General features: G+C 57.4%; 17 protein-coding genes and 1 pseudogene. 13 read left to right on the forward strand and 5 right to left on the reverse strand.

Features of this window, described 5'->3' with window-relative positions; genetic code table 11:
• Positions 1 to 81: 81 nt before the first annotated feature.
• The 4 genes from parC to AC0IM9_RS06635 form a co-directional block, all read right to left on the reverse strand.
• Complete coding sequence (gene parC / locus AC0IM9_RS06620; RefSeq protein WP_482803472.1) at positions 82 to 2,319, reverse strand: DNA topoisomerase IV subunit A; 2,238 nt, start codon at positions 2,317 to 2,319, stop codon at positions 82 to 84.
• A 119-nt stretch (positions 2,320 to 2,438) separates the two neighbouring features.
• Positions 2,439 to 3,692 (reverse strand): RNA polymerase sigma factor, encoded by a 1,254-nt coding sequence (locus AC0IM9_RS06625; protein WP_482803473.1) that lies wholly within the window; start codon positions 3,690 to 3,692, stop codon positions 2,439 to 2,441.
• 209 nt (positions 3,693 to 3,901) lie between these two features.
• Positions 3,902 to 5,140 (reverse strand): glycerophosphodiester phosphodiesterase, encoded by a 1,239-nt coding sequence (locus tag AC0IM9_RS06630; RefSeq protein ID WP_482803474.1) that lies wholly within the window; start codon positions 5,138 to 5,140, stop codon positions 3,902 to 3,904.
• Between the two features lie 75 nt (positions 5,141 to 5,215).
• Entirely contained in the window at positions 5,216 to 6,805 is a 1,590-nt protein-coding gene (locus AC0IM9_RS06635; RefSeq protein WP_482803475.1) for an alkaline phosphatase D family protein, read from the reverse strand.
• 376 nt (positions 6,806 to 7,181) lie between these two features.
• Here AC0IM9_RS06635 and AC0IM9_RS06640 point away from each other — a divergent pair, with 376 nt between their 5' ends.
• From AC0IM9_RS06640 to AC0IM9_RS06700, 13 genes and pseudogenes are all read left to right on the forward strand, one after another.
• Entirely contained in the window at positions 7,182 to 9,215 is a 2,034-nt protein-coding gene (locus AC0IM9_RS06640; protein ID WP_482803476.1) for a cytochrome P450, read from the forward strand.
• Between the two features lie 38 nt (positions 9,216 to 9,253).
• Positions 9,254 to 10,591: a hypothetical protein gene (locus AC0IM9_RS06645; protein ID WP_482803477.1), complete on the forward strand. Its 1,338-nt coding sequence runs from the start codon at positions 9,254 to 9,256 to the stop codon at positions 10,589 to 10,591.
• An 11-nt stretch (positions 10,592 to 10,602) separates the two neighbouring features.
• Entirely contained in the window at positions 10,603 to 11,946 is a 1,344-nt protein-coding gene (locus AC0IM9_RS06650; RefSeq protein ID WP_482803478.1) for a Dyp-type peroxidase, read from the forward strand.
• Between the two features lie 280 nt (positions 11,947 to 12,226).
• Positions 12,227 to 13,717 carry a glucose-6-phosphate dehydrogenase gene (gene zwf, locus AC0IM9_RS06655; RefSeq protein ID WP_482803479.1) on the forward strand — a complete coding sequence of 497 codons (1,491 nt, stop codon included), beginning with the start codon at positions 12,227 to 12,229 and terminating at the stop codon, positions 13,715 to 13,717.
• Between the two features lie 557 nt (positions 13,718 to 14,274).
• Entirely contained in the window at positions 14,275 to 18,453 is a 4,179-nt protein-coding gene (locus AC0IM9_RS06660; RefSeq protein WP_482803480.1) for an EAL domain-containing protein, read from the forward strand.
• Between the two features lie 170 nt (positions 18,454 to 18,623).
• Positions 18,624 to 18,854: pseudogene (locus AC0IM9_RS06665) on the forward strand (type IV pili methyl-accepting chemotaxis transducer N-terminal domain-containing protein); the annotation flags it as partial.
• Between the two features lie 55 nt (positions 18,855 to 18,909).
• Complete coding sequence (locus AC0IM9_RS06670) at positions 18,910 to 20,694, forward strand: sensor domain-containing diguanylate cyclase (RefSeq protein WP_482803481.1); 1,785 nt, start codon at positions 18,910 to 18,912, stop codon at positions 20,692 to 20,694.
• A gap of 296 nt (positions 20,695 to 20,990) precedes the next feature.
• Positions 20,991 to 21,203 (forward strand): cold-shock protein, encoded by a 213-nt coding sequence (locus AC0IM9_RS06675; protein ID WP_064022702.1) that lies wholly within the window; start codon positions 20,991 to 20,993, stop codon positions 21,201 to 21,203.
• A 233-nt stretch (positions 21,204 to 21,436) separates the two neighbouring features.
• Positions 21,437 to 21,700: an RNA recognition motif domain-containing protein gene (locus AC0IM9_RS06680; protein ID WP_140913005.1), complete on the forward strand. Its 264-nt coding sequence runs from the start codon at positions 21,437 to 21,439 to the stop codon at positions 21,698 to 21,700.
• A gap of 135 nt (positions 21,701 to 21,835) precedes the next feature.
• A complete protein-coding gene (locus tag AC0IM9_RS06685) occupies positions 21,836 to 23,023 on the forward strand; it encodes a DEAD/DEAH box helicase (RefSeq protein WP_482803482.1) in 1,188 nt (395 codons plus the stop codon).
• 66 nt (positions 23,024 to 23,089) lie between these two features.
• Positions 23,090 to 23,227, forward strand: a complete 138-nt coding sequence (locus AC0IM9_RS06690; RefSeq protein ID WP_482803483.1) for a hypothetical protein — start codon at positions 23,090 to 23,092, stop codon at positions 23,225 to 23,227.
• Between the two features lie 146 nt (positions 23,228 to 23,373).
• A complete protein-coding gene (locus tag AC0IM9_RS06695; RefSeq protein WP_140913007.1) occupies positions 23,374 to 23,559 on the forward strand; it encodes a hypothetical protein in 186 nt (61 codons plus the stop codon).
• Positions 23,560 to 23,606: 47 nt separating this feature from the next.
• Positions 23,607 to 23,849: a type II toxin-antitoxin system RelE/ParE family toxin gene (locus AC0IM9_RS06700; RefSeq protein ID WP_260839364.1), complete on the forward strand. Its 243-nt coding sequence runs from the start codon at positions 23,607 to 23,609 to the stop codon at positions 23,847 to 23,849.
• Positions 23,850 to 24,245: 396 nt separating this feature from the next.
• Here AC0IM9_RS06700 and AC0IM9_RS06705 read toward each other — a convergent pair whose 3' ends face one another.
• Positions 24,246 to 24,629 carry a DoxX family protein gene (locus AC0IM9_RS06705; RefSeq protein ID WP_482803484.1) on the reverse strand — a complete coding sequence of 128 codons (384 nt, stop codon included), beginning with the start codon at positions 24,627 to 24,629 and terminating at the stop codon, positions 24,246 to 24,248.
• Between the last annotated feature and the right edge of the window lie 39 nt (positions 24,630 to 24,668).

Here is a 24,668-nt window from a genome sequence, read left to right on the forward strand (position 1 = left end):
CCTGTTTCCGATTCTCGGCGATATTGCAAAAAACTCATGCCGAAAAAAGTAGTAACTTTTTGAAATAAATGGTTTTATCGGCTATTCGGCTACAAATTCCAGAGCATCGACTTTTTGGAATCCTCTCGGCAGAGATGCGCCGCGATTTGCGCGATTGCCGGCATACTGTTCGATATCGATTTTCTTCAATGTAACAAAACGTTTGCCGGAGACCACCTTCAGCTCGCCGTCCGCCGAAATCGCCGTGACAGCGACTACGGCATCCTTACCGCTCGCCAAATCGGCGGTTGGGATTTGAATCAGCTTATTGCCTTTGCCTTTGGCCAGTTCCGGTAAATCCTGGACCGGGAAGATCAGCAGCCGCCCCTGTAACGTCGCTACTGCCAGCAAATCTCGTTCGGCCGGAATCGGAGTCGGGGTCAACACTTTGGATTTGTCCGGAACCGACAATACCGCCTTGCCGGCCTTGTTTTTACTGTACAGCTCTTTCAACTGCACCCGAAAGCCGTAACCGGCGCTGCTGCCCATCAAGACCCAGTCGTCCGCTTGCCCGGTGAATACAGCGGTAAACAGACTGCCCGGCGGCGGATTCAGGCGGCCGGTCAAGGGTTCGCCCTGGCTGCGTGCCGACGGTAAATCGTGCGTCGTGACGGTATAGACCCGGCCGGTCGAATCCATTACGTAGGCCGGTTGCGTGGTGCGGCCCTTGGCGGACGACAGGTAGCCGTCGCCGGCGCGGTAACTCAAACCTTCGGCTTCGATATCGTAGCCCTTGGCTGCTCTGATCCAGCCCTTTTGCGACAGGATCACGGTGACCGGTTCGTTGGCGATCAGTTCGGTGGTGTCCAGCGCTTGTGCCGCTTCGCGCTCCATGATCGGCGAGCGGCGGGCATCGCCGTATTTTTCGGCATCGCGTTCGATTTCCTTTCTAATCAACCGATTCAACAAATGCGCGGAGCCCAGGGTTTTCTCCAACGCCTGGCGTTCCTGTTCCAGTTCGTCCTGCTCGCCGCGAATCTTCATTTCCTCCAGTTTGGCCAGATGGCGTAGCTTCAACTCCAAAATGGCTTCGGCTTGGACATCGGTCAACCCGAACCTCGCCATCAACACCGGTTTGGGATGGTCTTCGTGGCGGATGATGGCGATGACTTCGTCGATGTTCAGGTAGGCGATCAACAAGCCTTCCAGAATATGCAAGCGCGCCAACACCTTGTCCAAACGGTATTGCAAACGTCGGCGCACGGTTTCGGTCCGGAAGGTAATCCACTCGGTCAGGATTTGCCGCAGATTTTTCACTTGCGGCTTACCGTTCAGGCCGATCATGTTCAGATTGACCCGGTAGTTTTTCTCCAGGTCGGTGGTGGCGAATAGATGCGACATCACCGCGTCGACGTCGGTACGCTTGGTTTTGGGAATGATCAGCAGTCGGGTCGGGTTCTCGTGGTCGGACTCGTCGCGCAAGTCCTCGATCATCGGCAGTTTTTTTGCCAGCATTTGCGCGGCTATCTGCTCCAGCAACTTGGCGCCGGAGACTTGGTGAGGCAGCGCGGTGATGACAATGTTGCCGTCTTCGACTTCGTATTTGGCCCGCATCTTCACCGAGCCGTTGCCGGTGGTGTAAAGCCTTTGAATGTCGGCGGCCGGGGTGACGATTTCGGCGTCGGTCGGGAAATCCGGGCCTTTGATGTGTGCCAACAAACCTTCCAGCGGCGTTTCCGGTTCGTCCAGCAGTTGCAGCACGGCGGCAGCGACTTCGCGCAAATTATGCGGCGGAATGTCGGTGGCCATGCCGACGGCGATGCCGGTGGTGCCGTTCAGCAGCACGTTGGGCAGGCGCGCCGGCAGCAAGGCCGGTTCCTGCAATGTGCCGTCGAAATTGTCGACCCAATCCACCGTACCCTGGCCCAACTCGCTGAGCAAGGTTTGGGCGTACGCGGTCAGCCTCGATTCGGTGTAACGCATTGCCGCGAACGATTTCGGATCGTCCGGCGAACCCCAGTTGCCCTGGCCGTCGATCAGCGGGTAGCGATAGGAAAAATCCTGTGCCATCAACACCATCGCTTCGTAACAGGCCGAATCGCCGTGCGGGTGGTATTTACCCAGCACGTCACCGACGGTACGGGCCGACTTTTTGTATTTGGCCAGTGCGGTCAGGCCCAGCTCGGACATTGCGTAAACGATCCGGCGTTGCACCGGTTTCAGGCCGTCGCCGATATGCGGCAGGGCCCGGTCCAAAATCACATACATCGAGTAATCGAGGTAGGCTTTTTCGGTGAAATCTTTTAAAGGGAGTTGTTCGAAGTTTTCTTGTGCACCCATGAATTGCTGACTTTCCTTGGAATGAGGCTCGGGACGGCGAATTTGCGGCCGCTACCATACCACACCGGCGCTACTTTGAACCGGCAATCGAATCCCACAGCATGATGCGTGGGGTGGGGTTAACCGCCGAGTTCGGCGATCCTGCGCTGCAGAAAACGCCGCTCCGGCTCTTGTTTTGCCAAGGCCAGCGCTTTTTGGTAGGCACTTAGCGCCGAATCGGCACGGCCCAGACGGCGTAATAAATCGGCGCGGGCGGCATGGGCCAGATGGTAGTCGACCAAATCGCCAGCGGCGAGGATGGCGTCGATCAAAGCCAGGCCGGCAGCGGGGCTGTCGCGCATTGCAACGGCAACCGCGCGGTTCAATGCGACGACAGGCGACGGCGCCAGCTTCAGCAACACCTCGTATAACCCGGCGATTTGCCGCCAGTCGGTAGCGGCTGCTTCGCTTGCGCCGGCATGCACCGCCGCAATAGCGGCTTGTAGGCTGTAGACGCCGAAACCCGGCTGGCGCAAGGCCTGTTCCACACGTCGCAGGCCCTCGGTGATCAATTCGCGATTCCATAACCGCCGGTCCTGGTCTTCCAGCAAAACCAGTTCGCCATCGGCGCCGCTACGAGCCGCCCGGCGCGACTCGTGCAACAGCATCAATGCCAACAAGCCTTGTACTTCGGCTTCCGGCAATAATTCGAGCAATAGCCGGCCCAGCCGAATCGCTTCCGCCGACAAGTCGGGACGGTTAAGTTCCGGGCCGGACGACGCCGAATAGCCTTCGTTGAATACCAGATAAACCACCTGCAGCACCGGCGGCAAGCGCTCGGCCAGCTCGTCGGGTTCCGGCGCCCGGTACGGAATATTGGCATCGCGGATTTTGGTCTTGGCGCGGACGATGCGTTGTGCCAAGGTCGGCGTCGGCAACAAAAAAGCGCGGGCGATTTCCTCGGTGGCCAAACCGCAGACTTCGCGCAGCGTCAGCGCGACCTGGGCTTCGGCCGCCAGCGCCGGGTGACAGCAGGTAAAAATCAGCCGCAGCCGGTCGTCCTCCAGGCCGTCGCCATCCGGATCGGGCGGGGCCGATTCGGTTTCGGCAATATCGGCCATGTCTGCGTGTAAGTCGTAGCGGCTTTGCCGGCGCAGTTTGTCGACGCCTTTGAAGCGGCCGGTGGATACCAGCCAGGCGCGCGGATTTTGCGGAATGCCGTCGCTCGGCCATTGCTCCAATGCGCTACGAAACGCATCGTGCAGCGCTTCCTCGGCGACGTCGAAATCGCCGAGCAGCCGAATCAATGTCGCAAACACTCGCCGCGATTCGGAGCGGTAAAGCGCATCGATATGGGTGCGGACGGCTGCGGCGGTTTCGGCGGTCGGCTTCATGGCTGTTGACGATTCGGATTTCGCATATCGGCTGTAAAGGGCGTAGGCAGTATGGCGATTGGTGCTACATGCTACCAAACCAAGTCAGTGGATTTGGCAAAATCTGGCCGCGGCCGGTTTTGTCCGGACCGGGTCAGGTTGGCGCGGGGGAATTGGGAGTGGCTGAAAAATAGCGCCTCCGGCCATCGCGGCCGGAGGCGCTTACGATATTAACGGTGTTGGCGATTGTGCCGGCCACGGTGGCCGCAAGATTCGATATTGCTGCCGGTATTGGTCGACGCATCCCGCGCGGCGACGCCGGTGTCCGGAAAGTCGGTAAACAAGCCGTCCACGCCCAAGTCGTAGTAATAGGTCATTTCCGCTTGCGGATCGGCAAAGCCGTAACCGCTGGCGTCGTTGCGGAAAGTCCAGGTATGGACTTTCAAGCCTTTGTCGTGGGCCATTTCCAATACGCCGGTGCTGCCGTCGACCCGGCGGTCGTTGAGGTTGACCACGCCGTCGTTGTTGCGGTCGACGTTATCCGCCACGGTTTTCACCAGATAGGGTTTCCACGGCCCGATTGCGTCGGCGTAGGATTTAACAAAATCCAGTCCGTCCTCGCTCAACAGGTCGGCAAAGGTGCGCGAGTCGCCGGCTTTGACAAAGTCGTAGGGTTGTTTGTACGGCGGTACCAACGAGATCGAGCCGTCGGCATTGACGTCGTCGGCATCGATCAATTGCACCAGATTGATTTCGGTTTTCTTGCTCAGGTATTGCAGATTGCCGACTTCGAACGACTGGATGAAGACCGGTGCGCATTCGCTGTTGCCGTATTCGGCGTGCAATTTGGCAAGCAGCCGATTTTCGAAGTAATGGCGGCCGAATTGGCGACGGCCGCCGGTGTTGCGCAAATCGGCGTGGTAGGTGGAGTGTTTGATTTCCGGATAAATGCCGATGGTGCGGCCGCTCAGGCGCGATTGGCGTTTGGCCAGGGTGATGACTTCGTCCAGCGTTGGAATTTCATATAGGCCGTTGAATTCCTGCGGGCGGCTGGCGCGGGGCTGCACGGCGCGCAGGGTTTTGATCTCGGCCAGGGTAAAGTCGCTGGCGAACCAGTCTTCCACTTCGACGCCGTCCAGCATGCGCTTGGTTTTGCGGGCGGCGAATTCGGGGTGGCTGGCCACGTCAGTGGTGGCGCCTATCATCGGTTCGTGGCGAGCGATCATTTTGCCGTCCTTGGTCAAGACCAAATCCGGTTCGATGAAGTCGGCGCCCAACTCGATGGCTTTGGCGTAACCTTCCAGCGTGTGCTCCGGCAAATAACCGGACGCGCCGCGATGGCCGATCACCAGCGGCGCCTGGTTACGCGGCTGGTGGTGGGGATGTTTGAAATCGGCATCGGCAAATGCTGGCAAGGCAAAACTGGCGGCTAGGGCCAACGGTAGTAGTAAGGCGTAAGATTTTGGCATGGTTGGTTCCTTAAAGTAATCCGGTAACAAAGTTAAAACCGAAGTGGCCGGACGACGAAGCGTCCGGCTCCGGTGTTAGTCGCGATCCCAGGCGTATTTGCGGTCGCGGTCGGTTTGCGTCGGCAAGGTTTTGCTGAACACGACCGCGCCGTTCAGGTCTTTCAATTGCACGGTCATGGCCCGGCTGCGTTGATCGATATCGACCTGGCCGAAGAATTGCAGCCCGGCGTAGGGCGACAGGTTGGCCTGACCTGCCGGTGGCGCCTTGCTGAAGACCACTTGCGGGCCGAAAGTGCCGTCAGTGCTGTTGGGGCCGAACGAGCCAGCGTTCAACGGGCCGGAGACGAATTCCCAGAACGGCAGGAAGTCCTTGCTGGCGGCTTTGGCGGGATCGTAAAAATGGGCGGCGGCGTAGTGCACGTCGGCGGTCAGCCAGACGATGTTTTTGATCCGCTCATCCTTGATGAATTTCAGCAAACGGGCGATTTCCAGTTCGCGGCCGGCGGCCGGGCCGTGGTTGCCGTTGGCGATCGCTTCCCAGCGCGGCGTGCCGTCCGGCAATTGGCCGTCGCCGATGTTCAAGCCGATCGGCATGTCGGCGGAAATGACTTTCCAGGTCGCATCCGAGTTTGCCAGTTCCTCTTGCAGCCAGGCCAATTGCTCTTCGCCCAGAAATGCGGTGTCCAGGCTTTCGTTGGTTTGCAGATTGGCGGTGTTGGGGCCGCGGTAGCTGCGCATATCGATCACAAATACGTCCAGCAATTTACCGTAGGACAGTTTGCGGTAAACCCGCTCGGACTCTTCGGCGCCGTGCGGACGCAGTGGAGCGTACTCGTGGAAAGCCTGGGTGGCTCTGGCGATCAGGGTTGGGATGTTTTTCTCGGTATAACGGGCGTCGCTGCTCAAGTCTTTGGCGTCGGACCAATTGTTGACCACCTCGTGGTCGTCCCATTGCCAGATTTGCGGCACTTCGGCATTAAAGCGGCGCACATTCGCGTCCAGCAGGTTGTACTTGTAACGGCCGCGGAATTCGTTCAAGGTCTCGGCCACTTTGCTGACTTCCGGCGTGACCAGATTGGTCCAAACCTGGCCGTTCTCTGCTACCCGGCTTTCCGGGATTGGCCCGTCCGAATAGACGCTGTCGCCGCTTTCGATGAAAAATTGCGGCCGCACCTGGCGCATCGCTTCGTAAATTTTCATGCCGCCGAAGCTTTCGTTGATGCCCCAGCCTTGGCCGGCGATATCACCGCCCCAGACGAAACGGATGTTGTCGCGTTTGCCCAGGGTATGGAATTTGCCGTTCACCGCTTCGCTTTTATTGCGGGCATTGGACAGGTCTTGGAACCAGACCTTGACGTAAACGTCCTTACCGGGCTCCAGTCCTGTCAAATCCTGGCGCGCGGTGAAATCGGACTCGGCCGTCGCATGCGGGCCGCGGATCAGCACCGAGTCGATAAATTGCGGATTGTAGGCGTACTCGACGAACATTCGCGCCGGGCGGTCGGCACGGCTCCAAATGATGGCACGGCCCGGCGCCAAATCGCCGATCTGTATGCCTTGGGCCATTTGCGGCACGTCGGCGGTTTCGGCGTGGGCCGGTAGTAATCCGGCAAGACTCAAGGCCAAAGCCAGCGGGGTAAAGCGGAATTTACGGAAATGTCGCATTCGAAAGGCTCCCAAGCGGTTTGATAAGCCGCGGATTATAGGAAGCTCGGGATGACAGGACGGTTAAGGTCCGGTTACAGGAAGATTGCAATGTGGTGACCGTGGAGCAAGCGTCTGCGCGTTAGGCCCGCGCTTGCTGGAAGGCGGCGGTTTTTGTGAACTAAATCTCCTTACGGCATGGTTGTTGCTTATGGTAATTTTTCACTTTCACTTTTTATTTCAATTAGTTACGATTGATCTATCATATTTCGGTCTTAAATCGGCGAGCGATGGTTGGCGGCGGTGACGCCGCCGAAGCGGCCATTGTCGGCAGTGGCGGAGATATGCTGCCAAGCAGGGAATGCACACAATAACTATAAACAACGAGGTAGGAAGCATGATCAGACCCGGAAACACGCGGCGCGGAGCCCGTTCCAAAAAATTGAATCGCCTGCTGACGATTCCGACATCCCATATTTGCGAGTTGGTACGCTGGGTCTTGGAATCCGGCGGCGTACCTTACCGCGAACAAGGCAGCGCGCCGGTATTGCATTTGCTGCCGTTTCGACTGGCCGGTGGCGGCGGCCAGGCCATGCCGGTGTTCGTCAGCAGCGAGGCGACGTTGGATAACTGGCGCGACATCGTCGGATACGTCGACGCCCGCTTGCCTGCCGATCAGCGTCTGTTCCCGGCCGGTAACGCGGAGCGGCAAGCCACCGCTGAAGTACTGAGCAAACTGGATGCCCTGGGTCTGGCGACTCGCGATTACGCCTATTCGATGTTGCTGCCGCACCCGGAGATTTTGCTGCCAGCCTGGCGGCGGGGCATTGCGAGTTGGCAGCAAGCCATTCTGGAAAAAGCCTATCCGTATATCCGCGCGGCGATGCAGAAAAATCTGCCGGTCGGCAGCGAACACGTTCAACCCAACCGGACCAAAATCGAAACGCTATTCGGCGAATTCGATGCCTTGTTGAACGACGGCCGGGCTTATCTTGCCGGCGCAAAACCGGGAATTGCCGATTACGCTTTGGCAGCGCTGGCGGCGCCGGTGATTTTTCCGGACCAATACGGCGGCGAGTTTCCGGCCTTCGCCAGTTTGCCTGAAGAATATCAGGCGTTTTGCCGACAGTTGCGCGCTACCCGCAGCGGCGAACTGGCTTTGAAGATGTACCGCGAACACCGGCCGCCACGCCAGGCCGAGCTGGATCACCACCCGACCTCGACCACGCCGCAGAATCTGTTTTCGTACTATTTGGCGCGCGGTATCGCTCAATTGACCGGGGCCAAGGTACAGCGGCCATTGTTCGCCTGGTTGCGCGAGCACAAGCCGGTATTGGTGCTCGGCAAATACGGCATCGTCACCCGCGACGCCGACGTGCGCGAGACGCTGGCGCGCGATACCGAATTCACCATCGCCGAAATCAACGCACCGAACATGCAACGCCTGAACGGGCCGTTTTTCCTGGGCATGGACCGGTCCGAACAATACAGCCGCGAGCAGGGCGCATTGCGGCGGGTGATCCAGCCCAACGAAGCGGAGTTGATCCGCCGTATCGTCCGCAAACACTGCGACGAGCTGGTGCAAGCCGCGCTGCCGGTGGGCCGGATCGATATGGTGTCGCAACTGGCGCGGCCGGCGGCACGGCGCTTCATCAGCGATTACCTGGGCGTGCCGGGGCCGGACGAAGTGACGATGATGCGCTGGATGCGCTCGCTGTTTCACGATCTGTTCCTGAACTTGAGCAACAACCGCGCGATTCAGCAAACCGCCGAGCAATCCTTCCGGGAAATGGGGCCCTATCTGCTGAATCTGATTGCCGAGCGCCGGCAGCGTTTGCAAAACGGCGAGGTCTTCGAAGACTTTTTGTCCCGTCTGATCAAAATGGGCCTGGACGGCCAACACGACCTGGACGACGACGGTATGCGCCGCAATATTTCCGGCCTGATCGTCGGCGCGTTGGACACCACGTCGATGGCCAGTAGCTTGATCGTCGAACAATTGCTGGCCCAGCCGGAGGTCTTGGCCCGGGCCAAGCAAGCGGTCGATGACGAGGACAAATTACTGCATCTGTGCTTCGACGTGTTCCGCTTCAATACCATGGCTGCGGCGATGCGCCGCCACTGTAAACACGGTGCGGTAATCGGCGGCGTCAAGATTTCGCAAGGAACCGAAGTGTTTGCCTTCACCGCCTCGGCGATGTTCGACGAAAGCGCCTGGCCGGAACCGTTTAGCGTCCGCGACGACCGCGCGCTGGATCGCTATATGCACTTTGGCGACGGCATGCACCGCTGTTTCGGCGAGTACATCAACCGCATCCAGATTCCGTTGATAGTGGGCAGTTTGCTGAGACTGAACAATCTCAGGAAATGCGGGTGCCTGTTGTACGACGGTCCGTTCCCCGATCAGTTCGTGCTGGCGTTCGATCGGTAATTTCGACCAGACCATAATAATTCCAAGAGGACTTTGCTATGCAACAGAATCCGATGACCGTTATCACGGAAATTTTGCCGGACAAGCTGGAGGAGCTGAAAAGCTATCTGGAGCCGATCGGGCTGGATATCAAAAACAAGAAAAGCCGGGAGATATCCTTCGCCGCCTACGAGCATTTGCATTACTGCACTTTTTTCGTCATACCCGGCGATCATCCGTCGCCGGGCAGTTCGCCGGCACCGGCCTTGCTGGCGTTCGAGGCCAATATCGACGGCGAGGTCAAAGCTTTCGTCAACGAACTGATCGCGAAGAATCCGCAGTTCGTCAACAAGGTGTATAGCTGTTGCGCCGGTTATCCCGGCAGCGACGCCGGCCAGTTGGCGGCTTACTTGCTGGCCAACGACCAGGGCGCCAATGCGTTTTACGTCGCCCATCCCGGCCAGAACCGCAATACGATTTACCGGCAGCGCGAAATCCGCGGCCATATCCAAAAATTCATCGACGAAAACCGCAGCCAGTTGGTCGGCCAAAGCGAAGCGCAAATCCATGCCGCGGTGGTGCAGCACTTGAATACGGTGTATCCGGGCGGCATTCCCAAGATCGAGGCCCAGCCGTTCTTTACGCTCTATGGCGATAAAGTCTTCAATGCGCTGTTGGCGGTGGTCGGCATCGTCCTGGTCGGCGGCTTTTTCGGCTGGTTCGGGCCGTTTACCGAATTTTTGACGACCGCGGCCGTGTTGGGCGCAATCGCGTTCGGCGTCGTGCTGCGCTGGCATGAAATGCGCGACAAACAGGACGACAAACCTTGGGTGGTATCCGAGCAAATGCAGGCGATTCAGCGGGTCGAAGACCGCCAGTTGCAAAACCATTTGACCAGCGTGATCGAAATCAAGCCCGGTAATTTCCGGTTTTACACGTTGAAAGTGGTGTTGGCCGGCATCAATCTGGTCGCCAAATTGGTGGCGACCAAAGGCAATTTGAGCGGCATCGTCACCATCCATTTTGCGCGTTGGGTGATTCTGCCCGGCAATGCCGGCGGCCGCCGACGCCTGCTGTTCATGAGCAATTACGACGGCAGTTGGGAAAACTACCTGGGCGAATTCATCGACCACGCCAGCGTCGGTTTGACCGCGGTCTGGAGCAACACCCAGCAAGCCAAGGATAGAGGTTTTCCGGATACGCAATGGTTGGCCTTGCGCGGCGGTTCCCGCGACGAACAGCGTTTCAAAAACTTCGCCCGTAACAGCCAGTTGCCGGAATTGGTCTGGTACAGCGCCTATACCGATTTGTCGGTGAAAAACATTGATAACAACCGCCGCATCCATGGCGGTTTGTTCTCCACCGCCGATCTGGCCGCCTGGCTGAAATGCTTATAAGGAACTGAACCATGACAACGATAAAACTAGACGAAGTACAAGGCATCGTATTCAGCGGCTACAACAAATACATGGCCAATGCCAGCTATTATCTGCTCCGGATCGAGGATGCCGCCAAAACCAAAGCCTGGTTGAAAAATCTGGTCGCTAGCGGCCAGATCAGTCACGGCGCCGAAAAACCGGACGACACCACCGAAAACCGTCTGAACTTGGCGATCAGCTATCCCGGCTACTGCAAACTGGAGGCGGACGAGGCCAAACGCTACAGTTTCGAACTGTCGTTCCGGGAAGGGATGAATTCCGAACACCGTTCGGCCTTGCTCGGCGACCGCGGCCCCAACGACCCGGCGCAATGGAGTTGGGGCAACGGCAATAAGGAAGTCGATATTCTGCTGATTCTGTTTTCCAAGGATGATGCGATTCACGCCGCCAGTTGCAGCAGTTTCGAAAAAGGCTTAAAAGCGGCCGGCTTGAGTAAAATCGACCGTCTGGATGCCGGCGCCAAGGTGCAAAACCAGCACGGTTTCGTGCGGGAGCATTTCGGTTTTGCCGACGGTATTTCCGATCCGCTGGTCGACGGCTTTCCAACCGTGCCCGGCGCCGGCGAAATCGCGACCGGGGAGTTTCTATTGGGCTACCCGAACCAGTACGACGGCAAGAAGACCCAGATGCCGGTCAGCGAACAATTCGGCGCCAATGGTACCTACCTGGTGTTCCGCCAATTGAAACAGAACGTCGGCGAATTCTGGCAGTTCATTAACGACGAGGCGGCACGGCAGGGCATCGATCCGGAATATCTGGCCGCCAAGTTCGTCGGCCGCTGGAAAAGCGGTGCGGTGGTCGAGCCGGGGGAAAAGACCGATTCCAATAAAATCGACAACAGCTTTACCTTCGCTAACGACAAGGACGGCACCGGTTGCCCGTTCGGCTCGCACATTCGCCGCGCCAATCCGCGCGGGGTGGGTTTGGGCGAAAACGAGGCCGAATCGCTGAAAGTGGCCAACCGCCACCGCATCTTGCGCCGCGGCCGCAGCTACGGCAGCTTTCTGGAAGATCCGAGCCAGGACACCGGCAAGGACGAGCGCGGTCTGCTGTTCATCTGCCTGAACGCCAATATCGAACGCCAGTTCGAGTTCGTGCAACATACCTGGATCAACAATGTCAAATTTGCCGGCTTGTACGACGAAGACGACCCGCTGATCGGCAGCGCAGTGGAAACCGACCGCAAATTCACCATTCAGGACCAACCGTTACGGCGCCGGGTCTGCGGCTTCCAGCAGTTCGTCACGACCCGCGGCGGGGCTTATTTCTTCCTGCCCAGTCTGACGGCGTTGGCGATGCTGGCCAATACCTGATGACTTTTGGTTCGTGCCAACCGCGTTGTTCGCAGTAGCGTTTCCAGCCACGGCTCCCGTCAGCGCGGGAGCCAATTGCATCGGTCCGGCAAACCACCCCGAAAAATCAAGCTGCTAGTACCTGGCAACCGGTAATCCGCAGCTTTGCAGGGACCGATGCGACCTGCCTAGCCGCACTTCCTGGTGCTAGTGGTCACGCCAAGATCGACGGCTCTCGATAAATCATGCAAACTGGCTGAGACTGTTTTAAGCAGCGCCATTTCGGCAAGGAGTCAGAGCCATGAATACCGATCCCTGTACCTACGTGATTTTCGGCGCCACCGGCAATCTCGCCCGGCTGAAATTGATGCCCGGGTTTTATCATTTGCAACTGGAAAAAAAACTGCCGGACGACACCCGCATCCTGGCCGTCGGCCGGCGGCCGTGGGATCGGGCGACCTGGCTGGCCGAAGTAAAAACCTTGTTGCAGGAGCAGTCGAAAACGCCGCTGGACGAAGCCGAATTCGCCCGTTTCGCCGAACGCCTGGATTACCACCGTGGTGACCTGGACCAGGCCGAATGCTACCAAGCGCTGGCGGAAACCCTGGGCGGTCGCCCGCAATTTTCCCGCAATATCGCGTTTTATTTGGCGATCGGCCCCAGCGATTTCGGCAACGTGATCGAATCGCTGAGTAACGTCGGCCTGCTCAACGAAGAGTACGGCTGGCGCCGGGTCGTGATCGAAAAGCCGTTCGGTTACGATCTGGAGAGCGCGCAAGCGCTGCAAAAACGTCTGAACCGCTATCTGAGCGAGGACCAGATTTACCGGATCGACCACTATCTGGGCAAGGGCATGGTGCAGAACGTGCTGGTGTTCCGTTTCGCCAACGTGATGCTGGAGCCGTTGTGGAACCGCAATTACATCGATCACGTGCAGATTACCCATGCCGAAGAACTGGGCATCGGCAGTCGCGGCGACTATTACGACAGCGCCGGCGCGTTGCGCGATATGGTGCAAAGCCATTTGCTGCAATTATTGACCTTGGTGGCGATGGAGCCGCCGGTATCGATGGACGCCGAATCGCTACGCGACGAGAAAGTCAAAGTCCTGAAATCGATCCGGCCGATTCCGAAGTCGGCCGTGCATGCCCACGCCTTCCGCGGCCAATATGCCAAGGGCAACATCGGCGGTCAAAAAGTCCCGGCCTACCTGGAGGAACCCAATATCCCGACCGAAAGCACGACCGAGACTTACGCCGCTGTGAAATTGCTGATCGACAACTGGCGTTGGCGCGGCGTACCGTTTTATCTGCGGACCGGTAAGCGCATGGCCAAGGGCCAGTCGTCGATTTCGATTTGTTTCCGCCATCCGCCCTTGCAGTTTTTCCGCGACACCCAGGTGCAATGCATGACGCCGAACTGGGTATTGATGGGGATTCAGCCCGACGAATGCATCCGGATGGAAATGACCGTCAAAGAAGCCGGGCTGGAGATGCGCACCCGCACTACCAGCCTGGACGCCAGTTTCCGCCAACCCGACGAGCGTCGGGTCGACGCTTACGAGGACCTGTTGCTGGACGTCATGAAAGGCGATCGCTCGCTGTTCCTGCGCTTCGACGAAGTGGAGTATGCCTGGCGTATCGTCGATCCGATCCTGCAAAACTGGGCGATCGAACGCGACTATATCCCTACTTATCCGGCCGGTTCCTGGGGACCGGAAGAAAGCCGGCGTTTGTTCGAGAAAGAAGGCCAATACTGGCGCAGTTCGCTGTTGCCGGAGTGCCATCCATAGAGGGCTGTGCCCCATCTATTGTCAAATCCGTGATTGGCCTCATTTTGATCAGCAGGGCAGCATGATTGCGCTCCTGCTGATCAGACCGCAGTCCAGCTTAATTCAAGTGGCTTTCGATTCCTCATCCTGCGATTTCATATTCTATAATTTTCTCGACCGTATTCGGCGCCGAGTTAGCTTCAGGTCAGGGACATTGCGTTAAGTCAATGGTTTAGGACGTTTTTCGTCGGTTGTGATAACCGCCTTCAGCTTAATCACACAAAGCGGTTTGCCTCAAACCAAAGCGCAAGACGGACGCCGGAATTGCCTGCCGTTTTTTTACGAATTGACACGTGGTTGTCGGGGAACCAGTTCCATGGAGTCTGTATTTTCCGATCGACTTGACTTCCTCTGGCGCCACGTCCAACTTGCGTAGGTTTTGAATAGAGTTGTAGCTATTGGGGGTGCGATTGCTGGACCGGGTCAGGGCTCTAAGCCCAAACAGATTCGACGACATTAGGATGGGCCGGACGGGGCGCCGGGTGTTCCGAGTTACCTGAGTTGAAGAGGCAATATCGATGCCGTTGGCCTTAGAATTGGAACAGCGTTTTTCGCGGATGGCGGCCCATCTGCCGGGCTTTGTGTTTACCTTCCGCTTGTCGCGCGATGGCCGTTTCCGCTTTCCCTATGCGAGTAGCGGAATATGCGATTTATACGGTTTGCAAGCGGAGCAGGTGGCCGAGGACATGGCTCCGTTGCATGCTATGGCCCATCCGGATGACAGGGAAATGATCGAGGCCGCGTTGGCCAACTCGGCGAAACAGCGGGGGCTGTTTCACATCGAGTTTCGTATCATTCACCCCGACAAGGGAATCCGCTGGCTCGAAGCCAAGTCCGCGCCTGCCCCAGATCTGGGCCCCGAGGGTGAGATCGAGTGGCATGGCATCATGCTGGATATCACCGAGCGCAAGCAGATCGAACAGGCCTTGCAGTCCAGTCGGGTGGCGCTGGAAGAAGCCCAACGCATCGGTCATATTGGCAGTTGGGATGTCGATATCGTCAATGATGTGTTGACCTGGTCGGACGAGACCTTTCGTATCTGGGAAATCGACAAGACCCGGTTCGCAGCAACGTTCGAAGCCTTCGTCGACACGGTTCATCCCGACGACAGAGCGCGAGTGGTGCAGGTGTATAACGCATCGATTGTGCAACGGACGCACTATGAAGTCGAACATCGTTTGTTGTTCCCGGATGGTCGCGTCAAATACATCCTCGAACGCGGTCAGCCTTATTACGATGCCGACGGCAAGCCGGTGCGCTTTATCGGCACATCGCTCGATATCACTGAACGCAAGCACATCGAGAACACCCTGCAATTCATTGTGCAACGGCGTTGGCAGGCCGACGGCGAATCGTTTTTGTCCGCACTTGCACGTTACTTGGGCGAGACGCTGGCAATGGATTATGTAGTCGTCAACCGGTTGCTGAAAGGCTCGGGGATTGCCGAAACCGTAGCACTATACGCTAAGGGGGCTATGTTGCCCAATACCCAATACGACTTAAAAGGGACGCCTTGCGCCAACGTGATCGAGGGCGGTGCGTTGTGTTGTTACACGGAGCAGATACGGCGCCTGTTCCCGGAAGATGGATTGCTGGTTGAAATGGATGTCGAGAGCTATGTCGGTCTACCGCTGCTGGATTCCTCGGGCCAGGTGGTCGGTTTGATTGCCGCGATGGACGGCAAGCCGATGCACGACCTTGCCGGTGTGACCGCCTTGTTGCAACTGGTGGCGACCCGTGCGGCAGCCGAGCTGGAACGCGAGCAGTCGGAACGCCTGCTCAATGAGTCCCACCAATTTCTCGACAGGGTGATCGAAACGATCGCCGACCCGGTGTTCGTCAAAGACCGTGAGCATCGCTGGGTCAGGCTCAACCAGGCTTTTTGCGAGTTCATCGGCCAGCCGATGGACACCTTATTGGGGCAGCGCGATTGCGATTTTTTTTCCGCGCAAGAGGCCGCCGTATTCGGGATTAATGACGATGCGGTGTTCGCCAGCGGCGAGGAGAATGTCAGCGAGGTGACGTTTACCGACCGCGCAGGCAACGCCCATACCATCATCATCAAGAAAACCCGCTGCAACGACGAGCGTGGCCAACAGTTCCTGGTGGGTACCATCCTGGACATCACCGAGCGCAAACGACGCGAGCAAGAGCTGGCTCGCCTGCACTATGCCATCGATCGGGTCGAGGAATCGGTTTGTCTGATCGACGCCCATGCCCGCATCCGATACGTCAATGCGCACGCCTGCCAAGCACTGGGTTATAGCAAAGACGAAATGTTGGGCTTGAGCGTCCCGGATATCGACCCCAACTACCAGCATGCGATCTGGCCCGAACATTGGCGCGAGCTGCGGGAGAACGGCTCCTTGACGTTTGAGTCCTGCCACCAGACCAAGGACGGGCGGATGTTTCCGGTCGAGGTGGTCGCCAACTATTTCGAAGCCGACGGCCAAGGCTACAACATGGCGATGGTCCGTAACATCAGCGAACGCAAGCAGATGGAGTCTGCACTGGCCGAACGCCAACAAGAATTTCGCACACTGATCGAAAACTTGCCGACCTACGTGCTGCGTCTGGACTGGAGCTTGCACCACACCTACGTCAATCCGGCTTTCGTGGAAGCTGTCGATCTACCGGAAGCAGACATCCTGGGTTCGCATGTAACCGCATTCTGGCGGGCGACCAATGTGACGGTCGATGATTACATCGCCTTGTTGCGGCGGGTGTTGTCGTCCGGCAAACGTGAAGATGTGACGTTGGAATGGCGCAATAAGCAGGAGGTCTTGTACAGCCATCTGGTGCGTATCTCGCCGGAGTGTAATGCAAACGGGGAAATTCGCGGTTTGCTGGTGTTGGGTTTCGACATGACCAAACATCGACGGGAGCAACTGTTGGATATTGAACGTCGACGGGTGTTCGAGCGCATGGCTCAAAGCGGTGACCTGTGCGAGATACTCACCCAAATCGCACTCTATGTCGAGTCTGCTTGCCCCGGTTGTCGTTGTCGGATTCAATTGCTGGATCAAACTGGCAAGCGTTTGATTCAGGGGGTGGCGCCGTCGTTTTCCATTCCCTGCCCCGTGCATGGGCAAGGCGTGGCAGTGGGCGAGCCGGGTTGCGGCTGTGCCATGGTATTCGATCGGGCCGAGCCTTTGATCATAGAGGATATGCGCTTGGCCACGGCTTCCGAAAAGTGTCGCGCGTTTGCCGCGGCAACCGGAATGGTCTCCAGTTGGTCGGATCCGATTATCGGCTCTTCCGGCCAGCAATTGGGCGTCATCACCCTGTATCGCGGCCAACCCGGCGAGCCGAATGAATTGAACCTGGGACGACTGCGCTATGCCAGTCATTTGAGCGCTATCGCTATCGAGCGCAAGCGCATCGAAGAACAGATGCAACATCAGGCTAGCTACGACACTTTGACCGGATTGCCCAACCGGCGCATGTTTCGCGACCGCTTGCACGAAGAAATCGGCAAAGCCGCCCGTGGCGGCGAGAGTCTGGCTCTGCTATTTATCGATTTGGATCGTTTCAAGGAAGTCAACGACACGCTGGGTCACGAAATCGGCGATCTGTTATTAGTCGAAGCCGCCCAGCGGATTCGTGCCTCTGTTCGCGAAACCGACACTGTCGCTCGGTTGGGCGGGGACGAATTCATTGTCATCTTACCGCGGGTGGATGACATGTCGCACCTCGGTCGAATCGCGCAAAACATCGTCGGCGACATTAGCAAGCCATTCAGCTTGGATATACACACCGTGTACATTTCCGCCAGCATCGGGATTGCCGCTTATCCTTTCGATACAGTCAATGCCGACAGCTTGGTCGGTTGCGCCGACCAGGCCATGTATGCCGTCAAACAACAGGGGCGCAACGGTTTTAGCTTTTTCACGCCCGCCATGCAGCAACAAGCACAAAATCGCTTGCAACTTGCCAGTGATTTGCGCGAGGCCTGGGTCAAAAGCCAACTGCAAGTTCACTATCAACCGATTGTCGACATTGCCAGCGGCCTGATCGTCAAGGCCGAAGCGCTTCTGCGTTGGCGGCATCCGCAACGTGGAATGGTGCCGCCCGACCAATTCATCTCGATTGCCGAAGAAAACGGGCTGATCCACGACATCGGCGATTGGGTCTTTCGTCAGGCCGTGGAAACCGCCCGGTGTTGGAACGCCGACAGTCGGCTCATCCGGCAAATTAGCGTCAATTTGTCGCCGCGCCAGTTTATCAAGGGTGACTTTTATGTGTCTTGGCTGGCTGATTTGGCGCAAACCGGGCTCACGCCGGCACACATCGTCATCGAAATCACCGAGGGCTTATTGTTGGACGATCGTCCCGACATCCTGCAAATCATCAAACATCTGGGTCAGGTCGGCATGCAGGTGGCGTTAGACGACTTCGGCACCGGCTATTCGGCGATGGCTTACTTAAAAAGATTCCCCATCGACTACCTGAAGATCGATCGTTCGTTTGTGCGCGACCTGGAAAGCGATTCCAACGATCGTGCGATCGCCGAAGCGATTGTCGTGATGGCCCACAAGTTGGGTTTAAAAACCATTGCCGAAGGGGTGGAGACAGCGGGGCAGCGCGATCTTCTGGCGGCGGCCGGTTGCGACTTCGTGCAAGGCTATCTGTATGCCAAGCCCATGCCGGCCGAGGAATTATTGGCGTTTCCGCTGACGGCTTCCCACTTTTCATAAAAGTTTCATGGCAACCAGCCGCGGCCGGTAAGGATCGGAAGAATGCCGGCGCCTGGTGCAGCATGAAGGTCGGTATTAGCCTCGTTTTTCGTTACCGGAATGTCTTTTAAACCAACCGACACATGCTTAAATTCGCTAAACTGGACATCTAAGCAGCGGAGACCGTACTGATGACCGCAGAGCCGTTAAAGGAAGCTAACATCGCGCAAAATCGTGCCATTGCCCGCGCCTTGATCAGGCGCTACGCCGTGGCGTTGCTGTTGGTTGCTGCGTCGTCTACCGCCGCCTGGTTCAGTTTGCGCTTGGTGATTGCAGAGCAGCAAAGCACGGCCGCGATCGTTAATGTCAGCGGCCGCCAGCGTATGCTCAGTCAGCGTACTGCATTGTTTGCCAATTTGTTGGTAATGACGCCGCCGGCCGGCCGGCCGGGCCAGTTTGCAGGACGCTGTGGATTTGATGGAGCGTTCGCACCGGGCGCTGACGCTTGGCGATCCCGCCATGGGGTTGCCCGCCAACCATTCACCGACGGTAGAGGCCATGTATTTTGCCGGTGCCGACGGCGTCGACGCTCAGGTGAACCGTTACGTCGCCGCGGTTCGGCAGTTGTTGGAACTAAGCGACGACGCGTTGACGACAGACCACCCGTTGCTGTTGCAGATCACGCGTTCCGCGCCAACCACGCTGGTGTCGGCGCTGGACGGAATGGTCAAGCAGTATCAGGCCGAGGGCGAGGCCAATGTCAGGCGCATCGAAGCCACCGAAACGGCGGTTTGGCTGCTGACTTTAGTCTTGCTCGTGCTCGAAGCCGGGTTGATTTTTCAACCGTTTGCCAGCCATATCAAACGCGTGGTCGGCAAACTGCAATTGCTTGCCGACGAATTGCAACACCACCGGGACCATCTCGAAGAATTAGTGCGGCAACGTACCACGGAGTTGCAGAACAAAAGCGCGGAACTGGCGGAAAGCATGGAAAAGTTCCGCTTGATTAGCTCCGCGGCGCAGGATGCGATTGTCATCATCGGCAAGAATGCCGAGGTGGTGCACTGGAATCTGGCGGCGGAAAGAATTTTCGGTTACACCGAAACCGAAGCGCTGGGCCGAAATCTGCATGAGTTGATCGTGCCGTTACCGATGCGCGAGCTCGCGCATGCCGGTTACCGGACCTTCGAAAGCACCGGCCAGGGCATCATGATCGGTAAAACCCTGCAAACCATGTCGCTCAGAAAAAACGGGGACGAGTTTCCGATAGAGCTGTCGGTGTCGGCGATCAAATTGCAGAATAACTGGCATGCACTCAGCATTATTCGTGACGTTACTCAGCGGAAGGGCGACGAGGACAGTTTGCGCAGCAGCGAGGAGCAACTCAGATTTGTGTTGGAAGGCGCCGAATTGGGCTATTGGGATTGGAATATCAGCACCGGCGAAGTAATCCGTAATCCCCGCTGGGCGGAAATGTTGGGATACACTCACGAGGAAATCCGGCATACCACGCAACAATGGAGCGATTTCGTGCATCCGGACGACCGGGCGGCGGCGTGGCAGTCGATTCGCGATGTGATCGAAGGCCGGTCGCCGTCGCACAAGCTGGAATACCGTATGCTGCACAAGGACGGCAGTATTCGTTGGGTTTTGGACCAAGCCAAAGTCATGCAGCGCGATGTGGCCGGCAAACCGGTTCGGATGAGCGGCACTCATTCCGATATCACCGAACGCAAACGGCTGGAGGCGGAGCTGACCCGGCAGGCGCGTACCGACTATTTGACCGGTATCAGTAGCCGCGGGTATTTCTTGGAACAGGCCGAGCAGGAACTTGCCAGCGCGTTGCGTTACGGCAATCCGTTGACGATGTTGATGATGGACGTGGATTTCTTCAAACAAGTCAACGACATTCACGGCCACCGCGCCGGAGACGCAGTATTGAAAAAATTGGCGGACGTTTGCCGGGAGACCTTGCGCGAAGCGGACATCATCGGCCGGCTGGGCGGCGAGGAGTTCGCGATCCTGTTGCCGCAAACCGATAAGGGAAGCGCGGTCGAGGCGGCTGAGCGGCTGAAAGAGGCGCTCGGCACTGCGCAAGTCCCGCACGATGGCGGCAAGCCGCTGAGTTTTACCGTTTCGATCGGTGCGGCCGCCTTAACCGGCGGAGACGACAGCGTCGATGCGCTGCTGAATCGGGCCGATCAGGCGCTTTACCGAGCCAAGGAAAGCGGGCGCAATCGGGTCTGCGCAGCCGTTGACTAGCGCTCGATTCGACGCGGGCTTGGTTGGCAAGGCCCACCGTTCGAAGGTTTCGATCTGAGAGGCCGCGCGCGATAAGGGGCGGGGTATTCGGCCGATCGGGAAAATACTGCTTGACTCGCGCCGGTTAGGCATCCATACTCCCGCCAGCTCCAAAATTAAGATTTACCCTGCTGATTACCATTTCGATGCCGCTTCCACCGAAGCCGCAACTCGCTCTGATTTCATAAAGTAAGTTCCAATTTTACCGGCTACACCTGCCATCTAGGCAGTATTTCACATTTATCAAGGACTTACTCATGTCTACAATCACGACTGGCACCGTAAAATGGTTCAATTCCGATAAAGGCTTCGGCTTTATCGAGCAACAATCCGGCCCCGACGTTTTCGTTCATTTCAAAAACATCATCAACTCCGGCGGTTACAAAACTCTGGAAGAAAACCAAAAGGTCGAATTCAGCATCGGCCGTGGCCCTAAAGGCCTGCAAGCTGAAAACGTAAAAGTCATTTAATCGATGGCTCTGCAGGTTGCCGGTAGCTTACGCGGCAACCTGTATTCAATACCGAACCAATCCGCACGGACAACGAATCAACCAAGTTAAAGCGATATCGCCGGCTTTGTTGCCTCAACGTTTTGATTTTCCAGTGCCGCGCCAATGGTCTGGAAAGTTCGCCAATCCCGCCTCCGTTACGCGCTCTGCCCAAAGCAGCAGCCGCATACTGATCCCCCAACTCAGGACTCATTTTGAAAAGAATATTTGTCGGCAATCTGCCTAGCGACGCGACCGAATCCACTGTCACGGCCCTGTTCTCCGAATTCGGCAAGGTGCATTCCATCGAACTCGTCATCGATATGTTCAGCGGTAAATGCCGCGGCTTCGGTTACATAGGAATGGAAGGCCATGAAGCCAGAGCGGCGATTGCCAAACTCAGCGGCGTCCAATTCGGCGGCAATATGCTCAGAGTCGGCTTCGAAAGTGGCGGTGGCAAACAGGGTAGACGCCGTTAACCGCGACCCTATCCTGACACACGACTTCAAGCAGACACCGATGCCTCGGTGTCTTACCCTTTTGCCTAACCGGATGCTCCGGTTAGGGATTCCTTTTTTTCACGGGATTTCACTCCCGCACATCGAGAATTATTCATGCCATTTTCCAATCTCGGCTTGGCCGAGCCTTTAATCCGCGCCGTCCGCGAAGCCGGTTACAGCGCGGCGACGCCGATTCAACAACAAGCAATTCCGCTGGTGCTTTCGGGCCGCGACTTGCTCGCCGCCGCCCAAACCGGCACCGGCAAAACCGCCAGCTTTACCTTGCCGATTCTGCAGCGTTTGGCGACCAATCCCGGCGCCAGCCGCAATCGGCCGGTCAGGGCGCTGATACTGACGCCAACCCGCGAATTAGCAGCGCAAGTGGCCGAATCGGTCGCCAAGTACGGCGTTCATCAACAGCCGCGCTTGAAATCCGACGTCGTGTTCGGTGGCGTCAAAATCAATCCGCAGATGCTGCGCTTACGCGGTGGTGTCGATATCCTGACCGCGACCCCGGGGCGCTTGCTCGATTTGGTCGGCCAGAATGCCGTCAAACTGAATCAAGTTGAAATGCTGGTGCTGGACGAAGCCGACCGCATGCTGGACATGGGCTTCATCCGCGACATCAACAAAATTTTGGCCTTGCTGCCGAAAACCCGGCAGAACCTGCTGTTCTCCGCCACCTTTTCCGCCGACATTCGCCGATTGGCGCAAACGCTGCTGCGCAATCCGGCCCAAGTCGAAATCGCCGCCGAAAACGCCGCGGCCGACAGCGTCGAACAAATTGCCTATGCCGTGGAAAAACCGGCTAAGGCCGGGGTGCTGGCACATTTGATTAAAAGCAACGACTGGCGGCAAGTGTTGGTTTTTACCAGCACCAAACACAATGCCAACCGGCTGACCGAGAAATTGAACGCGGCCCAAATCAGTGCCAAGGCGATCCACGGCAATAAAAGCCAGGGCGCCCGTACCAGCGCCTTGGCCGACTTCAAAACCGGCGACATCCGGGTGTTGGTCGCGACCGATGTCGCCGCACGCGGCATCGACATCGCCAAACTGCCGCACGTGGTCAATTTCGAACTGCCGCGTTCCTCCGCCGACTATGTGCACCGCATCGGCCGCACCGGCCGGGCCGGGCGGAGCGGGCTTGCCGTGTCCCTGGTTGCAGCCGACGAACGCAGCGCGTTACGGCAAGTGGAAAAGCTGATCGGTAATAAAATCGCCTTCGGCTCGATTGCCGCTGCTGCCCCCGCTGCTCCTGCGGAAGCGAAGCCCGTTCGGCCGAGTTCCGCCGGAAAATAAGCGCCCTTCGCTTTTGGGATTGAATTTGCCTGAGCCGAAATATTAATTGGCTCAGGCAAAACCCGGTTGGAATCCAAGTCAACAGATCATCTGTTACAGGCCATTGTATGGCTGAAGCCCTTGGTCGCCGAGGCTTTCCCGGTGTTGGCGGCGCTACAAATGGTGGCGACCACCACTTTATCCAGCGGATTCGCGGTGTTGTAGAGCAAGTATAACGAGACCGGTTTTCAACAATGGTGGTCACCGCGTCCTGTCTGTAAAATAGCGCTCCAAGCTGAAACTACTAGCTTGACACTAACCAATGTCAGACAAGCCTAGAATGCCATCAGCGACTAAAGGAGACGTTCACCATGCAGCTAAACACCGCTAAACAAGAAGCCCTCGCCATCATTCAGCGTTTACCTGATACCGCCGACATGGAGGAAATTATGTACCGGCTCTATGTGCTGGAAAGCATTCGGCGCGGCCAAATGGACGCCGAACAGGGCAGAGCCCTACCCGCCGAACAGGTACTGAGAGATATTCAGGCCTGGTAAAGTGGACTAATAACGCATCGGCCCAGCTTCGTCATATTCACGACTATATTGCGCAGGATTCGCCGCTTTATGCCAAGCGGGTGGCTGCGCTGGTTAGTAAAACGATTGGCTTGGATAAACTGCCCCGTCTTGGACGTACGGTGCCAGAACTAAGCAACGAAGCTGTGCGTGAACTTTCGCTCTATTCTTACCGCATTCTTTACGAGATCAAAACTACCCATATCGAAGTGCTCGCGGTGATTCATAAGCGCCGCGATTTACAACCTGACGAGATTCTGCGCGAGCAGTAATATAAAACGGGGCGACTTCCGCCAAAATGGTAGGCATACGGTCGCCGGGTGCGATTTGTTAAAACATATTGGGCAATATGGCTACGCCTATTGTCAACCTAGCAATTGCGACTTACGGCCTTCGCACTCGAACAACTGGGCAATCGCTTTGAATGCGTGGCCAATCCCAGTGGCAGCGCCGCCGGCGCGCACCAACTGCTGGCGACAAGTCTTACAGTTGGCTGCTACCCGTTATACAAGGGATTGGCGGCATTCGCTCATTCGGCGCAGGCCGGGAGCAGGAATGATCCTTGCCGATGGTGCTTTTGGGTATCGGTGCCACGCGTTACCGCGGGATAGAGCTTCGTTTATCGCACCAGCCCATTGGGCATTTCGTTTGGCTTGGATGTCTCGGTGTTAGATTCGGCCCCGAATCGTGTACTCGTTTTTCCGCCCCCACAGCACGAACAGCGACAGACTTAATAAAACCAGGTTGATCGGCAACACGGCAAACTCACCACGCGACAAGTGAAATAACATCGCGCAAATCTGTAAAGTGGAACAGCCGGTAGCGGCCCAGACGGTTAAGCCGGGCTTTATACGGGTCAGCGCCGGGACAAGGATGCCGATCCCGCCCGCCAAGTCTATCAGCCCAATCACACGCACAAAGCTTTCCGGGGTAACGCCTGTCCACGGAATGGACACTGCGAGTTCGGCAATCGGTTGGGTAACTTTCATTGATCCGGCAGCGATATACACCAGTGCCAGCAGAACTTGCGCACCCCATAGCGTTACGTTCATCAGTTTGCCGGCGGGTTGGGGAATGACGGTTGTATTCAT

It is taken from the genome of Methylomonas sp. Uni0011 (assembly GCF_056850255.1).

Excerpts from the sequence above, each read along its gene's own strand:
- parC (WP_482803472.1), bottom strand. The coding sequence starts at position 2,319 with ATGGGTGCACAAGAAAACTTCGAACAACTCCCTTTAAAAGATTTCACC.
- AC0IM9_RS06625 (WP_482803473.1), bottom strand. The coding sequence starts at position 3,692 with ATGAAGCCGACCGCCGAAACCGCCGCAGCCGTCCGCACCCATATCGAT.
- AC0IM9_RS06630 (WP_482803474.1), bottom strand. The coding sequence starts at position 5,140 with ATGCCAAAATCTTACGCCTTACTACTACCGTTGGCCCTAGCCGCCAGT.
- AC0IM9_RS06635 (WP_482803475.1), bottom strand. The coding sequence starts at position 6,805 with ATGCGACATTTCCGTAAATTCCGCTTTACCCCGCTGGCTTTGGCCTTG.
- AC0IM9_RS06640 (WP_482803476.1), top strand. The coding sequence starts at position 7,182 with ATGATCAGACCCGGAAACACGCGGCGCGGAGCCCGTTCCAAAAAATTG.
- AC0IM9_RS06645 (WP_482803477.1), top strand. The coding sequence starts at position 9,254 with ATGCAACAGAATCCGATGACCGTTATCACGGAAATTTTGCCGGACAAG.
- AC0IM9_RS06650 (WP_482803478.1), top strand. The coding sequence starts at position 10,603 with ATGACAACGATAAAACTAGACGAAGTACAAGGCATCGTATTCAGCGGC.
- zwf (WP_482803479.1), top strand. The coding sequence starts at position 12,227 with ATGAATACCGATCCCTGTACCTACGTGATTTTCGGCGCCACCGGCAAT.
- AC0IM9_RS06660 (WP_482803480.1), top strand. The coding sequence starts at position 14,275 with ATGCCGTTGGCCTTAGAATTGGAACAGCGTTTTTCGCGGATGGCGGCC.
- AC0IM9_RS06670 (WP_482803481.1), top strand. The coding sequence starts at position 18,910 with ATGGAGCGTTCGCACCGGGCGCTGACGCTTGGCGATCCCGCCATGGGG.
- AC0IM9_RS06675 (WP_064022702.1), top strand. The coding sequence starts at position 20,991 with ATGTCTACAATCACGACTGGCACCGTAAAATGGTTCAATTCCGATAAA.
- AC0IM9_RS06685 (WP_482803482.1), top strand. The coding sequence starts at position 21,836 with ATGCCATTTTCCAATCTCGGCTTGGCCGAGCCTTTAATCCGCGCCGTC.
- AC0IM9_RS06695 (WP_140913007.1), top strand. The coding sequence starts at position 23,374 with ATGCAGCTAAACACCGCTAAACAAGAAGCCCTCGCCATCATTCAGCGT.
- AC0IM9_RS06705 (WP_482803484.1), bottom strand. The coding sequence starts at position 24,629 with ATGAACGTAACGCTATGGGGTGCGCAAGTTCTGCTGGCACTGGTGTAT.